The sequence below is a fragment of the Salegentibacter sp. BDJ18 genome, from assembly GCF_017579965.1.
GTDB lineage: Bacteria > Bacteroidota > Bacteroidia > Flavobacteriales > Flavobacteriaceae > Salegentibacter.
In genome coordinates this window covers 57494-72397 of sequence record NZ_JAFLQX010000006.1, presented here as the reverse complement: position 1 = coordinate 72397, position 14904 = coordinate 57494, and the positions used below count along the sequence as shown (strand labels likewise).

Annotated in this window: 13 protein-coding genes; 11 read left to right on the top strand and 2 right to left on the bottom strand. The window is 36.4% G+C overall.

The annotated features are described in order from the left end of the window. Positions 1-72: 72 nt before the first annotated feature. The 8 genes from J0871_RS05955 to murI all read left to right on the top strand — a co-directional run bounded on the left by J0871_RS05955 (position 73) and on the right by murI (position 8041). Positions 73-729 carry a CBS domain-containing protein gene (locus tag J0871_RS05955; RefSeq protein WP_208224206.1) on the top strand — a complete coding sequence of 219 codons (657 nt, stop codon included), beginning with the start codon at positions 73-75 and terminating at the stop codon, positions 727-729. After that, positions 726-1610: an NAD kinase gene (locus J0871_RS05950; RefSeq protein ID WP_075325684.1), complete on the top strand. Its 885-nt coding sequence runs from the start codon at positions 726-728 to the stop codon at positions 1608-1610. Before J0871_RS05955 ends, J0871_RS05950 begins: the two co-directional genes overlap by 4 nt. A 100-nt stretch (positions 1611-1710) precedes the next feature. Further along, positions 1711-2415, top strand: coding sequence for a DUF6089 family protein (locus tag J0871_RS05945; RefSeq protein ID WP_208224204.1), 705 nt, complete (start codon positions 1711-1713; stop codon positions 2413-2415). A 1-nt stretch (position 2416) separates the two neighbouring features. Further along, a complete protein-coding gene (locus J0871_RS05940) occupies positions 2417-3157 on the top strand; it encodes an isoprenyl transferase (protein ID WP_208224202.1) in 741 nt (246 codons plus the stop codon). 7 nt (positions 3158-3164) lie between these two features. Further along, complete coding sequence (gene bamA / locus J0871_RS05935; protein WP_208224200.1) at positions 3165-5783, top strand: outer membrane protein assembly factor BamA; 2619 nt, start codon at positions 3165-3167, stop codon at positions 5781-5783. Between the two features lie 33 nt (positions 5784-5816). Next, positions 5817-6620 (top strand): OmpH family outer membrane protein, encoded by an 804-nt coding sequence (locus J0871_RS05930; protein ID WP_208224198.1) that lies wholly within the window; start codon positions 5817-5819, stop codon positions 6618-6620. Between the two features lie 43 nt (positions 6621-6663). Next, positions 6664-7173 carry an OmpH family outer membrane protein gene (locus J0871_RS05925; RefSeq protein ID WP_075325679.1) on the top strand — a complete coding sequence of 170 codons (510 nt, stop codon included), beginning with the start codon at positions 6664-6666 and terminating at the stop codon, positions 7171-7173. Positions 7174-7243: 70 nt separating this feature from the next. Then, a complete protein-coding gene (gene murI / locus J0871_RS05920) occupies positions 7244-8041 on the top strand; it encodes a glutamate racemase (RefSeq protein ID WP_208224196.1) in 798 nt (265 codons plus the stop codon). Here the strand turns inward: murI and J0871_RS05915 are convergent. Further along, positions 8038-9006 carry a type IX secretion system membrane protein PorP/SprF gene (locus J0871_RS05915; protein ID WP_346014331.1) on the bottom strand — a complete coding sequence of 323 codons (969 nt, stop codon included), beginning with the start codon at positions 9004-9006 and terminating at the stop codon, positions 8038-8040. The genes murI and J0871_RS05915 overlap by 4 nt on opposite strands. Before the next feature lie 150 nt (positions 9007-9156). On the opposite strand from J0871_RS05915, the gene J0871_RS05910 reads away from it, so the two are divergent. Beyond that, the gene (locus J0871_RS05910) at positions 9157-10080 is read left to right on the top strand and encodes a NifU family protein (protein ID WP_208224193.1); all 924 of its coding nucleotides are present in this window, start codon (positions 9157-9159) and stop codon (positions 10078-10080) included. A gap of 11 nt (positions 10081-10091) precedes the next feature. On the opposite strand, the gene J0871_RS05905 is transcribed toward J0871_RS05910, so the two are convergent. Beyond that, entirely contained in the window at positions 10092-12344 is a 2253-nt protein-coding gene (locus tag J0871_RS05905) for an inorganic phosphate transporter (RefSeq protein WP_208224191.1), read from the bottom strand. Between the two features lie 238 nt (positions 12345-12582). Here J0871_RS05905 and J0871_RS05900 point away from each other — a divergent pair, with 238 nt between their 5' ends. Next, entirely contained in the window at positions 12583-12783 is a 201-nt protein-coding gene (locus J0871_RS05900; RefSeq protein ID WP_075325675.1) for a dodecin family protein, read from the top strand. 67 nt (positions 12784-12850) lie between these two features. Continuing rightward, positions 12851-14893, top strand: coding sequence for a thioredoxin domain-containing protein (locus J0871_RS05895; protein WP_208224189.1), 2043 nt, complete (start codon positions 12851-12853; stop codon positions 14891-14893). Positions 14894-14904: the final 11 nt, after the last annotated feature.

Sequence of the window (14904 nt, the reverse complement as noted above, 5' to 3'; positions counted from 1 at the left end):
ACAAAAATACAAACTTGTAAATGCCCTAATGAATTTTATTTTAATTAATTTGCATAAAAAGGAAGCGACATCATGAACATGGAAGATTTTATAATTAACGATGTCTCTATAAGGCATTTTTCTGATAAAATTGGGGAAGTCCAGGACTTGTTCAACCAGTTAACCTATTCGCATTTACCGGTAGAAAATAACGGTATTTACATGGGTTGTATTTCAGAAAACGATATTCGTTGTTTTGAAGCCGAAAAATCGCTGGAAGATTATCAATATGCCCTGGAAGGTTTCTTTGTAAGAAATACAGATTTTTGGCTGGATATTCTAGAGCGCTTTGCCCAGAACAATACCAATATTCTTCCAGTTTTAGATGAAGAAAACACCTATTTGGGCTATGTAGAACTCAACGAAATTATTGCCTTATTTAACGAAACGCCTTTTTTAAGCGAAGCGGGAAATATTATTGTAATCCAAAAAGGCATTAAAGATTATTCCTTTAGCGAAATCACCCAAATCACCGAATCTAATAATGCCAATATTCTTGGGATCTTTATTTCAAAAATTGAAAATGATGTTGCCCAAATCACGGTTAAATTAAGCCCTTCGGGTATAAATGAAATTATTCAGTCTTTCCGCCGCTATGGTTATAAAATAATTTCTGAACACCGGGAAGACAATTTCAACAAAAATCTTAGAGACCGCTCTAAGTATTTAGATAAATATATGAATATATGAAAGTAGGCATCTACGGTCAGTTTTACCATACCAATGCCGGGATCTATATAGGGCAGCTTCTGGAATTGCTGAAGCGCGAAAATATTAAAGTAGTAATTGAAGAAAATTTCCTGGATCTAATTCATTTAAACAAAACTATAAATGAAAATTACTCACACTTCAACACATTTGAAGAGTTAGATAATAGTTTCGATTTGTTTTTTTGTATTGGTGGAGATGGTACTATTTTAAAATCTATAAATTATATTAGAAATTTAGATATTCCAATTGTAGGAATTAACACAGGGAGATTGGGCTTTTTGGCAACTATTCAAAAAGAGGAAATCAAAGAATGTTTACAGAGTATTCTTGAAAAGAAATTTAGTATTTCCCGCCGAACTGTTTTAAATATTAAAACAAATCCCACCAGCCACGACCCGGTTTTTAGAAATATAGCCCTTAACGAAGTTGCAGTTAGCCGAAAAAACACCACTTCTATGATTACCGTAGATACGTGGTTAAACGACCAATATTTAAATTCTTATTGGGCCGATGGGTTAATTGTTTCTACCCCCACAGGTTCTACCGGTTACTCCCTTAGTTGTGGCGGTCCGGTTATAACCCCAGATGCAGGCTCTCTTATTATTACCCCCATTGCGCCGCATAATTTAAACGCACGTCCTTTAGTAATTAAAGACGATACTAAAATAACACTTCGGGTATCGGGACGGGAAGAATCTCATTTAGTTTCTATGGATTCCCGCATCGCAACCCTGGAAAATGATACTGAAATTATTATAGAAAAAGCACCCTACGCAATAAATCTTGTTGAACTTAAAGGCGATAGTTTTCTTCACACCCTAAGAAAAAAGTTAATGTGGGGTGAGGATAAACGTAATTAAGCAATAAATGATTTTAAAAACTGTTTAAGAATATATACAAAATTGCTCAAATTATTGTGGAGCAAACATAATTGTTATATTTGCAAACTTTTGAAAGCCTATGAGGTACCTATTAGTTGTAGTAATCATGCTTGTTTTTGCTCCAAAAACAAATTCTCAAACATTTGAAGTAGGACCATATATTGGTGGCGCCAATTATATTGGAGATGTAGGGCGAACCAATTTTGTACTACCCAGCGGACTAGTTGGAGGCGCATTGCTTAAATGGAATCGCAGCCCACGTCACGCTTTTAGATTTTCGCTTTTATATGCAGAAATAAATGCCGACGATGCAAATTCTAATGACCCCCGAAGATTAAACAGAGGCTACTCTTTTAACAATACAATTGCAGAAGCTTCGTTAGGATTAGAGTATAATTTCTGGAGTTTTGATCTGCACGAAGGCCATTCCCAAAGCACCCCATATTTGTATACTGGGATAACTTATTTTAGAGCAGATCACTTACTGCTTGATGCCGATTTTCCTAACGGTCAATTGGAAAACCAGGGCGCAAACTGGGATTTTGCTATTCCGGTAGTTTTTGGTTATAAAGAAAGTATTACCTCGCATATTGTAGGAGCCCTGGAAGTAGGTGTTCGTTATACTTTTACCGACAACCTGGATGGAAGCTGGCCTGAAGAAATTTTTGGGAACAGAATGCCAAAAAGGGAATTCGGAAATAGAAATACCAACGATTGGTATGTTTTTACGGGCGTGAATTTCACCTTCTCGTGGGGTAGGGAACCTTGCTACAGTAGATTTTAATATGGATTATAAAAAAAACATAGATCTTAAGAAACTACCTAAACACATTGCCATAATTATGGATGGTAATGGGCGTTGGGCAAGAAAAAAAGGCTTTCTTAGGGCTGCAGGGCATGAAGAAGGCACCACCGCAGTTAGAGATGTTGTAGAAGCTTCAGCCGAAATTGGTATAGAATACCTCACCCTCTATGCTTTTTCTACCGAAAACTGGAAGCGTCCAAAACTAGAAGTAGACACATTAATGCGTCTATTGGTCTCTTCCTTAAGAAAAGAAATTAAAACACTTCAGGAAAATAATATTAGATTAAACGCTATAGGAAATCTAAATACCCTGCCTAAAAAGGTATTTAGAGAACTTCACGAAGTTATTGAGAAAACTAAAACCAACGATCGTATGGTGCTTAACCTTGCACTAAGTTACGGTTCACGGGAAGAGCTAAGTTCTGCAATACGTGAAATTAGCCTGAAAGTTAAAAATAATGAAATAAGCGCCGATGCTATTGATGAATCGGTTATAAATCAGCATCTTTACACCCGAAATTTTCCGGAGGTGGATTTACTAATCAGAACCAGCGGAGAACAACGTATAAGCAACTTTTTATTATGGCAAATTGCTTATGCCGAATTATATTTTACAAAAATCTTATGGCCAGATTTTAGAAAAGAAAATCTTTTTGAAGCCATTTACAATTATCAAAATAGAGAAAGACGATTTGGAAAAACCAGTGAGCAACTCAGTTAGCGCATTCATGACGAAGAAAGTATTTACCCTTCTGGCAATAGCATGCAGTTTAATATTTAGCATTTCTTCACAAGCTCAGGGCTTACCATTAGCAGATGGCAAAAAATATATAATTGGAGATATAAAAGTTACGGGTACCGTTAGTTTTAACGAGCAAACCGTAATTGCTTATACCGGTCTAAAAAAAGGGGAAGAAATCTATATTCCCGGAGATAAAATTAGTAGCGTGATCAATAAACTATGGGATATTGATCAATTTAGTGATATTAACTTTTATATCACCAATGTAAGTGACGGCAATGTAGCCGATCTTGAAATTGAGATCCAGGAAGTTCCAAAACTTAATAAAGTTCAGGTTACCGGACTTAAAAAACGGGAGCAGGAAGAAATAATTAAGGAAAACAAACTAAGAACAGGGGCAAAAGTTTCTGAAAACCTTATAACTACCACCAAAAATTATATTGAAAGTAAGTATAGAAAAGAAGGTTATTTTAATGCTAAGGCAAAAATAAGCACCAGCGAAGTTACCGATACTACCGCAAATACCAACCTGGTAAATATGCTTATAAATATAGACCAAGGTGATCGTGTAAAAATTGCCGAAATAAACTTTTCTGGCAACGAAAAATTTTCTAACTGGAAGCTTAAAAGGGCCATGAAAAACACCAAACAAAAGAATTTTTTCCGCTTTTGGAAAAGATCAAAATTTGTTAGGGCAGATTACCAGGAAGACAAAGAAAATATTATAGATAAATATAAGGAAAGCGGTTATAGAGATGCCAGGATTGTAACAGATTCTTTGGTAGAAGTTGACGACGAAACCATAGCCTTAAACCTTAAGGTAGAAGAAGGAGATCAATATTATATTGGTAATATAGATTATTTAGGAAATTCGGTTTATACCGATGCGCAATTACAACGAGCTTTAGGAATTAATAAAGGTGATGTTTATAACGGGGTGCTCTTAGACGAGCGAATTGCCGATGAAACAAAACCAGACGGGGAAGATCTTTCTAACCTATATAAAAACAACGGTTATTTATTTTCTACCATCAATCTTGTAGAAACCAATGTTTACAACGATACCATAGATTTTGAAATACGAATAATTGAAGGAAAAGAAGCATACTTCAATAATATTAGTGTAACCGGAAACGACAAAACAAAAGATCACGTTATTTATCGTGAATTAAGAACAAAACCAGGCCAAAAATATAGCCAGGAAGATGTTGTAAATACCGTTAGGGAACTTGGACAACTTGGATTCTTTGATGCAGAGCAATTAGAACCAAAATTTGTTGATCCAGATCCGCAGGCCGGTACTTTAGACCTTGAATATTCTGTTGTAGAAGCAGGCGCCAGCCAAATAGAACTACAAGGTGGTTACGGTGGCGGTGGCTTTATTGGTACTTTAGGACTTTCTTTCAACAACTTCTCTTTATCTGGAATTTTTGATAAAGAAGCCTATAAGCCAGTACCTATGGGAGATGGGCAAACGCTTTCTTTAAGAGCACAGGCCAGTACGTTTTATCAAACGTATAGCCTGTCTTTTCAGGAGCCATGGCTTGGAGGTAAAAAGCCGGTGAGTTTGCAAACTTCTTTCTCTTATACAAGACAGTTTTTATTCGATTATATAAACAGAGAAGCCGATAGAAGCAGAAGTTTTGATATCCTGGGAATAAACGTAGGTTTAGCAAAACGTTTAACCGTACCAGACCCTTATATGACGGTATCTCACTCTGTAGGTTTTCAACGTTATAACCTAAATAATTATAATACCGGTTTATTTACGTTTGGTGATGGGCATTCTAACAATTTTACCTATACTTTTGGTCTTACAAGAGATAACACCTACGTAAACCCAATTTTCCCAATGGGAGGTTCTAAATTTAAACTTACAGCAAAATTCACACCTCCTTATTCTCTATGGAACGGTGTAGATTATGCTAATTTAGATGATCAAAGAGAGTTTCAGCTGGAAGATGATAATGGAAATCTTATAGACCAGCAAGGGAACAGGGTGACTCCAGAAAATGCTGTGGGGGATCAACGAAAAATAGATCAGAAGAAATTTAACTGGTTAGAATTCTATAAAGTTAAGTTTAGTGGTGAGTGGTTTACTCAAATCTATGACAAACTTGTACTAAGAACTAACGCCGAATATGGTTTCCTTGGAGCTTATAATAGCGATCGTGGTGTTCCACCTTTTGAAAGATTCTTTCTTGGGGGAGATGGCCTTGGTGCATTTAGTTTAGATGGTAGAGAAACCGTACAGTTAAGAGGTTATCCAAATCAATCTGTAGTTCCTTTAGATCGTCCTGCCGGAGTTAATGATGATGGTGCTACCATTTACAACAAATACTCTTTAGAACTTAGATATCCTATTACTTTAAAGCCAACAGCATCTATTTATGCACTTACCTTCCTGGAAGCAGGTGCATCTTACGATAATTTCAGGGACTTTAATCCTTTTCAGGTGAATAGATCTGCCGGCGCAGGTTTAAGAATCTTTATGCCAGCCTTTGGTTTACTTGGTATTGACTTTGGTTACGGTTTTGATCCTATTGGAGGACAACCCGGGCCTAACGGTTGGGAAACGCATTTCATTATCGGACAGCAATTTTAATTTGGCACGATATTTTCTATATTCGATTTAAGTATGCTTAAAAGAACATTTTTATTCACACTTTTTATTTTTATTGGATTAGGGGCAAGCGCTCAAAAGCCAATAAATATAGGCTTTGTGGATATGGAATACATCCTTGAAAATGTTCCAGAATATCAGCAAGCTTCATCTCAATTAGACGAGCGAGTAAAAGAATGGCGAAACGAAATTGAGCAAAAGCGAAACGAAATTAGTGAAATGAAAACCAGCTTGCAAAATGAACGGGCGTTACTCACTCCCCAACTAATTGAAGAACGGGAAGAAGAGATCGCTTACCAGCAAGAACAGGCTACAATTTATGAGCAGAAACGTTTTGGCCCGAAAGGTGATTATATGATTCAAAAAAGGCAATTAATAAAGCCAATCCAGGATCAGGTTTTTAACGCCCTTCAGGAAATAGGTGAAAACAGAGATTTCGATTTTATATTTGACCGTAATGCTGAATCGGGTATGTTATTTGCAAAAAAACGTTTTGATTTAAGTGACCAGGTTCTAAGAAGTATTAACAGAGCTTCTAACCGCAAACAAATTGAAACAAAACAGGAAGAACGAGAACTTGAGAGAGCTGAAGCGCGTACAGCAGAGGAAGATGAAGAATTAAGCCAACGCGAACAAGCTATTGAAGACCGTAAAAGCGAACGCGAAGCCTTAATAGAGGAACGCAGAAAAAAACAAGACTCTATTAAAGAAGCCAGGCAAAAAGCTTTTGAAGAACGCCGGGAAAGGATTTTAAAGGAAAGACAACAAAAAAGAGATTCTATAGAAGCGGCACGAAATAGAAAAGACACCATAAACTAAATAATTTTAAACCTTAATACTTAAACAATTAATATCAATTAAAATGAAACAATTCAGAACACTTTTTATAGCCCTTGCATTAACCATAGGAGCTACTGCATTTACAAACGCACAAAGCAAAGTTGCGCATATCGCAACCCAGGAGCTTGTAGAAACCATGCCTGCTTATAAAGATGCAATGTCTCAACTTGAAAAGTTAGAGAAAACTTACGATGCTGAGATTAAAGACATGCTTACTGAAGCTCAAAACACGATGCAACGTTACCAATCTGAAGCTGAAACAGTAACAGAAGAAGAAAACGCAAAACGAGCAAGCGAACTTCAGGCAACTGAAAGAAGAATCCAGGAACACAGCCAGAGAGCTCGTCAGGAACTTCAAAAGAAAGAAAACGATCTAATTAGACCGGTAATTGAGAAAGCTCGTGAAGCTATCCAAAAAGTAGCAAGAGAACAAGGATTTGATTATGTACTTGACTCTACTACAGGAACAGGAGTAATTCTTGCCGATGGTAAAGATCTTATGACAGATGTAAAAGCTGAATTGGGAATGTAATATTCACCCAATACATAAATAAAGATTAAAAACTGCGCCCTTTCCAGGCGCAGTTTTTATTTTTGTATCAATGAGCAATTTGCAACCCATAGGTATTTTTGATTCTGGTGTAGGGGGAACTTCCATTTGGAGAGAAATTCACGAGCTACTTCCCTTTGAAAAAACCACCTACCTCGCCGATAGTAAAAACGCTCCATACGGCGAAAAACCTATTGAAGATATTAAAAATTTAAGTCGAAAAAATACTGAAAAATTGCTGGAAATGGGCGCCAAAATTATTGTGGTTGCCTGCAACACCGCTACCACAAACGCAATTAAAGACCTTAGAAATGAATATGCAATTCCTTTTATAGGGATTGAACCGGCTATTAAACCCGCTGCTTTAAATACCAAAACCAAAACTATAGGAATTTTGGCTACCCGCGGAACCTTAACCAGCACACTTTTCTCAAAAACATCAGATTTTTATGCCAGAAATATTAATGTGGTTGAAGTAGAAGGTCGTGGCCTGGTAGAACTTATTGAAGCAGGAGATTTAGATTCTCCCCAAATGAGAAGCCATTTACTCAGACTCCTGGAGCCGTTTTTAGTAAATAAAATAGATTACCTGGTGTTGGGTTGTAGTCACTATCCCTACCTTATTCCTATTTTAAAAGAATTATTGCCAAAAGATGTTATAATTATAGATTCTGGAGAAGCAGTGGCCAGGCAAACAAAATCTATTCTTAACGAAAATAATTTATTAATAACGGAAGCGCCTTCTCAAAAACCTATCCCGGAATTTTTCAGCAATACCAATCCTAAGGTGCTTGGAAATTTAACTGAAGCCGTAAAATATGGGTATAAAGTTAACTATCTGGATTTCTAATAATTAACTGCCGGGACATTTTTCTCCCATCGCCATCTACTCTTTCCAAAATTGTATCCTATAGTAATTTGATGAAAACCATTATTACTTAAAACCACCGAGTTAAACTGGTAGCTAAAAGTATAGCCAAACATAAAATTTTTGTAATCTAAACCTAAAAAAGGAGTAATATACCGTAGCTGCTGACTTTCAACTTCGTTACCATCCGTAGTATATTCGGCACCTTCAAAACTGTTTCGATAAGAAAGTCCGCCCCATAGTTGCCCGAAATCAACTTCCCGATACACTTTCATATTTAAATCAATATTCATTTCATTGGTGGCTTCTCGTAGCTGATATAAAATTGAAGGCTCATAACTCCAATCATTATTATTATCAAAAACATAACCCGTAGAGAATAAATATTTACGCTGATTGCTCGGCACTGCGTCAGAATAGAAAAGTTCGCGCCGTACAGAAATTATATTCTTAGCCGCCAAGTGCGCAAAGAAATCCAGATAATAATAAGACATACCAATATCCATATTTCCGAAGATGTCAGAAACATTACTCCCGCTTACAATAGGATCAAATTCGGTAAACCCACTTTGATCTAATCTATGCTGAATAATCCCGGCGCTAATTCCAAAGGAAAGCTGATTTAGAAATTCATTTCTGGCGAAATGTAAATGATAAGCCACCGTTCCATAAGCACCAATTTTAGAGAAATTCCCATTTTGGTCATTAAAAACAATTCCTCCTACCCCAAGTTTATCTCCTACTCTACCATTAACCGCAAGAGTTTGTAAGCTGGGCGCATTATCTACGTCAAACCATTGCTGCCTGGCAGTAAGCCTAATTTGATTTCTATTAGCAGCACCGGCCATAGAAGGATGAAGAAGAAAAAGATTATCAGTCAGGTAATCTGAATATATAGGAATTACTTCCTGGGATTTCACCGAAGAACCGGTTAAAAAAACAAATATAATTAAGAATAGAAATTTAAAGCCTGAACTAATTTGATTAGCTCTTAAAAAAACATTATAATCTCCAGTAAATAAAGTTCTAATCCCCATAAGAAAAGTAAAGATATAGATTAACTAAGTTTTCTTTAGTACTTTTGCAAAAAAATTAATATGAGCACTTTCACCATAAATATACAAGCCACCAACAAACCGGGTATCATTAAATTTGAAACTAACAAATTTCTAACCCGGCACGAGAATTACGAGTTTAAAAATATTGACGAAGCATCCAAATCTCCTATAGCCCAACAGTTATTTTATTTACCATTTGTAAAAACGGTTTATATCGCACAAAATTTTATCGCGATAGAAAAATATGATATAGTTGAATGGGATGATGTACAGGAAGAAGTTGCCGCGCAAATAGAAGAATTTTTAAATAAAGGCGGCGTAGTGATAAAAGAAGATTCTAAAGAAGCTAAGAATGTTCCTGTAACTGTGTATGCTGAAAGTACTCCAAACCCGGGCGTAATGAAGTTTGTAGCCAACAAAAAACTGGTTTTAAAAACTGCCGAGTTTAAAAATATTGATGAAGCTAAAGATGCGCCACTTGCGCAACAACTTTTTCATTTTCCATTTGTAAAAGCCGTATTTATAGATTCTAATTACGTTTCTATCCATAAGTATGATGTTGCTGAGTGGGAGGAAATCACCCTGGAGTTAAGAGAATTTATCACTAATTACCTACAGGATGGGAAAGAAGTTCTAAAAGCCGAAGCCTCGGTACCGCAACAAACTGAAGCAGCGAGCCATCCTGCAAATCCAGAGGTAAGCCAGGAAATTAAGGATCTTGACGATACTTCTAAACAAGTTATCGCAATTTTAGATGAATACATTAAACCTGCGGTTGCCAGCGACGGTGGAAACATCCTTTTTGATTCTTATAATGCCGATAATAAAACCGTAAAAGTAATTCTTCAGGGAGCTTGTAGTGGTTGTCCTTCTTCTACAATGACGCTTAAAAGCGGAATTGAAACAATGTTAAGGGATATGCTACGCGGAAAAGTTGATTATGTAGAAGCAGTAAACGGATAATTCTATATACGCTAAAGCGTAGACTTCGCTTCCACATAAAATTCTCTGAATAACTGAATTAGACTAAGGGTAGACGAAATAAGGTCTTTAGACTCCAGTAAAAGCCCAAAATAAAGTTTTGTGTTTTTAGGACTGCTTTCTGAAGTCCTTATTCGTGTGATCTGTTTCTCTATCATTTCTGAAACCATATCGAGCAATTGTTGCTTTTCAGCAAGAATATTGTCTAAGCGCTCAAAGTCGTGTTCATCAAAGGTGTATTTTATCTCTCCAAATAACTCCTGAAGTTTTCTATCAATCTTTTTCAAATCCCTAATCTGGTTAAATTTCAGGTTTTTGTGATTGTTATTTACGTGTTCAAAAGAGTTTCTGGTAATGTATCGGGTAGAGTTTACCATTTCCTGCAAATAATCCAGCAAATGAATATAAAACCGGCTTGCTTCCACCGAATCTTCGTCTAGCGATTTTATAAAGTAATAGATATTTCCTTTTAAATCATCTACTTCGCTTTCAAGCTCTCGAACTTTCTTATTATTCTTCTTAAGTTTTCCTAAATCGTGATAACCCAGGTTATCTACGGTTTTGGTATAGCGTTTACTAATTCCAGAAATTACCTGTGAGATATTTACAGAGCTTTCTGCAGTAATTTCGTTAATAGTAATTATATCGGTACGCTTATACCTTTTCTGGCGCTTATCGGCTTTAGCTTTTTTAGCGTGAGAGAGTGTATTCTTAACGATAAAAAAGGCGGTTATAGAAACCAATACGGCTATAGCAATTAAACCTCCATAATAAATTATTGCGGCAAAAATTGCTGCTCCTAAAAAAGCCACCAAAGCCGTAACAAACCAGCCTCCAATTACATTTAAAACTCCCGCCACCCTGTAAACGGCACTTTCCTGGTTCCAGGCTCTATCGGCCAAAGAAGTACCCATGGCTACCATAAAAGTAACGTAAGTGGTAGAAAGCGGAAGTTGCCAATTAGTTCCCATGGAAATTAGAATACTGGCTACCACCAAATTCACTGAAGCCCTCACCAAATCGAATGCGGGTGGTGCTATTTCCCTGGGCTGATTTTTAGTCTTTGGAGTTTCAAACTGGTTATTTATCTGCTTTCTAACTTTCTGCGGAAGTACATCTGAAACCGCAGCACCAAACATAATAGAATACCTAACAATGGTTCGGGATAAATAATTAGCTCCAAACGGTTCTGCCCCCTCATTTTGCCTGGAAAGCTTTACGCCGGTATCTACCACGGCCCTTGCTTTTCCAGAAAACCACAAGGTAAGTACCATAACTCCGCCGGCAAATATGAGGATTATCTCTGGTGTGGGAACGCTGCCGGCGAGATCACTCATTAATAATTGAGAAGCTGGAACTCCAGAAACACTCCAAATTTCGTAAGATTGCCAGGCTGCTATTGGTACCCCAATAAAATTCACCAAATCGTTTCCGGCGAAGGCCAGGGCCAGTGCGAAGGTACCAACCACTACAATTATTTTAAGAATATTTACCCTAAAAAAACTAATAAGAATTTTAGAGAGCATAGTAAAACCAAGCAGACTAAAAATAATAATCTGTATTCGATTCTCATTTACATCGTCTACAAAGTGATCTGAAACAAAAGCCATACTGTTAAGACCTTTTATGAGGATAAAATAAAAGATCGCGGCAAGAGAAACTCCTCCAAAAATAACCCCTGTAAACTTCAGCCTTTTTTCATATTTAAAAGAAAATACCAAACGTGAAAAATACTGCACCACCGCACCCGTAATAAAAGCAATAACTATGGCAATAAGAATCCCGAAAATAACTTCAGAAGCTTTTTCAACGTTTATAAAGTTTACCAGGTGCGAAACATCATTAGTAGTGTTAAAAATCTTGATTAAGGCGACACTTACGGCTGCTCCTAATAATTCAAACATAATGGAAACCGTAGTAGATGTTGGCAAACCCATAGAATTGAAGAAATCCAACAGCAAAACATCGGTAATCATAACGGCCATAAATATGACCATGATCTCTTCAAAATAGAATTCCTGCGGAAGAAAAATTCCTTTTCGTGCTACCTCCATTAATCCACTGGAAAATATAGCGCCCACCGCCACACCAAGACTCGCTATAATAAGGATAGACCTAAGGGACACCGCTTTGGAACCAATGGCAGAATTCAGGAAATTAATAGCATCGTTACTAACCCCAACCACCAAATCGGTGATGGCCAGAATAAATAGAATTCCCAGAATTATTAAATAAACATCCTGCATGCGAATAACTTCCTTTTAACCTGCAAAAATCAGTGATTTTTTCCTTATATCGCTTTTACGAAGGTTATTAAAACTTTAATTAATAATGTAAAGCTTCAATCATTTCGCAGAAATTTTAAAAGAAGTAGACCGGTAATTTACTGGTAATAACCCCTATTTTTTAGTTTCAATTTAGTTTTCGAAGAAATTAAAGCTATCTTTAGTTAATTGAATACTAACATTTTAAAACCAATCTATTATGTCTATTGTAAAAGTTATTGAGATCCTGGCAAATTCTACCGAAAGCTGGGAAGATGCCACAAAGAAAGCAGTGAAGCACGCCGCGAAAACTGTGAAAAATATAAAATCGGTTTATGTTAAAGAGCAAAGCGCACTTGTGAATGGAGAAAACATTACCGAATTTAGGGTTAATGTAAAAATCTCTTTTGAAGTCAATTAATTTTAGCTCAAGAAATTAGCAAGGCTCTCTGGGATTCCAGGGAGCTTTTTCATTTTAAAAAATAACCATGACCACACCAAAATTCACCAATAGCCTAATAAATGAGACCAGTCCTTACCTTTTACAACACGCACATAATCCCGTAAACTGGAAGGCCTGGAATTCCCAAACTTTAAAAAAAGCGCGAGAAGAAGATAAATTATTGCTTATTAGCGTAGGCTATTCTGCCTGCCATTGGTGCCACGTGATGGAGCACGAAAGTTTTGAAGATGAAAGTGTAGCCGAAATTATGAACCAGCATTTTATAAACATAAAAGTAGATCGCGAAGAACGTCCAGATATAGACCAGGTTTATATGAATGCGGTACAGGTAATGACCGGTGCCGGCGGTTGGCCTATGAATATTGTTGCCTTACCTGATGGCAGGCCGGTTTGGGGTGGCACGTATTTTAGAAAAGAGCAATGGAAAGACGCTTTAAAACAACTTTCGGGACTTTACCAAACCAAGCCGGAGGAAATGAAAGCTTATGCCTCCAGGCTTGATGAAGGGCTTCAGCAATTACAGCTCATAAAAATTCCTGAAGAAGAAACGTCATTCTCTAAAAATTATCTGGCTAAAATTCTTGAAAAATGGCAAAATGGCTTCGATAAAAAAAATGGTGGTTCCCGCGGGGCACCAAAATTTATGCTTCCGGTAAACCAGGAATTTTTACTGCGAAGTGGCCTACAGCTAAAGAATAAAGAACTCCTTGAACATTCACTGCACAGCCTTAATAAAATCTCTTACGGAGGCGTTTTTGACCATATAGGCGGCGGGTTTTCGCGTTACTCGGTAGACGAGCGATGGCACGTACCACATTTTGAAAAAATGCTTTATGATAATGCCCAACTGGTAAGTTTATATAGCAAAGCTTATTCATTTACTAAAGATAATTGGTATAAAGAAGTAGTTTTTAAAACCCTAAATTTTATAGAAGAAGAACTTACCGATACTACAGGCGCTTTTTACTCGGCTTTAGATGCCGATAGTGAAGATGAAAACGGAAATAAAACCGAAGGCGCTTATTACGTTTGGAAAAAAGAGAACTTACAGGAACTTTTAAAAGAAGATTTTCCAATTTTTGAAGCTTATTATAATATAAATTCCTTCGGAAAATGGGAAGAGAATAATTATGTTCTTATCAGGTCTAAAAATGATGAAACCATAGCTAAAGAATTTGATCTTAGTTCATCTGAAGTGGAATCTAAAAAAGAAAATTGGACCAAAACTTTAAAAAAAGAACGTGACAAACGAACAAAACCGGGATTAGACGACAAAAGCTTAACCTCCTGGAATGCCTTGATGCTTAACGGTTATGTAGATGCCTATAAAGCATTTGGCCAACCAGATTTCTTAGAAAAAGCTCTTAAAAATGCTAAATTTCTTCAGGAATACCAGTTTAAAAAAGACTTTAGATTATGGCATAATTACAAAAACGGAAAAAGTACAATAAATGCTTACCTGGAAGATTACGTTTTTTGTACTGAAGCTTTTCTAAATTTATATGAAGCCACTTTTGATGAGAAATGGCTGGAAATTTCGAAGAAATTAGTTGAGGTTTGTTTTGAAGATTTTCAGGATAAAAAAACTGGTTTGTTTTATTTCACCTCGGCCAAAGATGAAGCGCTAATCACCAGAAATTATGAATTAAACGATAATGTAATGCCCGCCTCTAATTCTGTGATGGCCACAAATCTATTTAAACTATCTAAAATAACCGGAAACCATGATTATTACAATTTAGCTGAAAAAATGCTAAAAACGGTTCAACCTCAAATTGAGACCCAGCCCCAATCTTATGCCAACTGGCTGAATTTAATGCTTAATTTCACTGAAACCTATTATGAAGTAGCCATTACAGGACAAAATGCATTAGAAATAAGAAAAAAACTTCAGCAGGAATATTTCCCGCATACTGTATTTGCCGGCAGTACCGGTGAATCTGAAGTAGCACTTTTAAAATCGAGATTTAAAGCAAATAAAGATTTAATCTATATCTGCACCGACGGAAAATGTGATCTTCCTTTAAATTCCGTAGAAGAATCTATTAAAAAAATTAAACATTTTTAACAAAACTTAAA

Excerpts from the sequence above, each read along its gene's own strand:
- J0871_RS05955 (WP_208224206.1), top strand. The coding sequence starts at position 73 with ATGAACATGGAAGATTTTATAATTAACGATGTCTCTATAAGGCATTTT.
- J0871_RS05950 (WP_075325684.1), top strand. The coding sequence starts at position 726 with ATGAAAGTAGGCATCTACGGTCAGTTTTACCATACCAATGCCGGGATC.
- J0871_RS05945 (WP_208224204.1), top strand. The coding sequence starts at position 1,711 with ATGAGGTACCTATTAGTTGTAGTAATCATGCTTGTTTTTGCTCCAAAA.
- J0871_RS05940 (WP_208224202.1), top strand. The coding sequence starts at position 2,417 with ATGGATTATAAAAAAAACATAGATCTTAAGAAACTACCTAAACACATT.
- bamA (WP_208224200.1), top strand. The coding sequence starts at position 3,165 with ATGACGAAGAAAGTATTTACCCTTCTGGCAATAGCATGCAGTTTAATA.
- J0871_RS05930 (WP_208224198.1), top strand. The coding sequence starts at position 5,817 with ATGCTTAAAAGAACATTTTTATTCACACTTTTTATTTTTATTGGATTA.
- J0871_RS05925 (WP_075325679.1), top strand. The coding sequence starts at position 6,664 with ATGAAACAATTCAGAACACTTTTTATAGCCCTTGCATTAACCATAGGA.
- murI (WP_208224196.1), top strand. The coding sequence starts at position 7,244 with ATGAGCAATTTGCAACCCATAGGTATTTTTGATTCTGGTGTAGGGGGA.
- J0871_RS05910 (WP_208224193.1), top strand. The coding sequence starts at position 9,157 with ATGAGCACTTTCACCATAAATATACAAGCCACCAACAAACCGGGTATC.
- J0871_RS05905 (WP_208224191.1), bottom strand. The coding sequence starts at position 12,344 with ATGCAGGATGTTTATTTAATAATTCTGGGAATTCTATTTATTCTGGCC.
- J0871_RS05900 (WP_075325675.1), top strand. The coding sequence starts at position 12,583 with ATGTCTATTGTAAAAGTTATTGAGATCCTGGCAAATTCTACCGAAAGC.
- J0871_RS05895 (WP_208224189.1), top strand. The coding sequence starts at position 12,851 with ATGACCACACCAAAATTCACCAATAGCCTAATAAATGAGACCAGTCCT.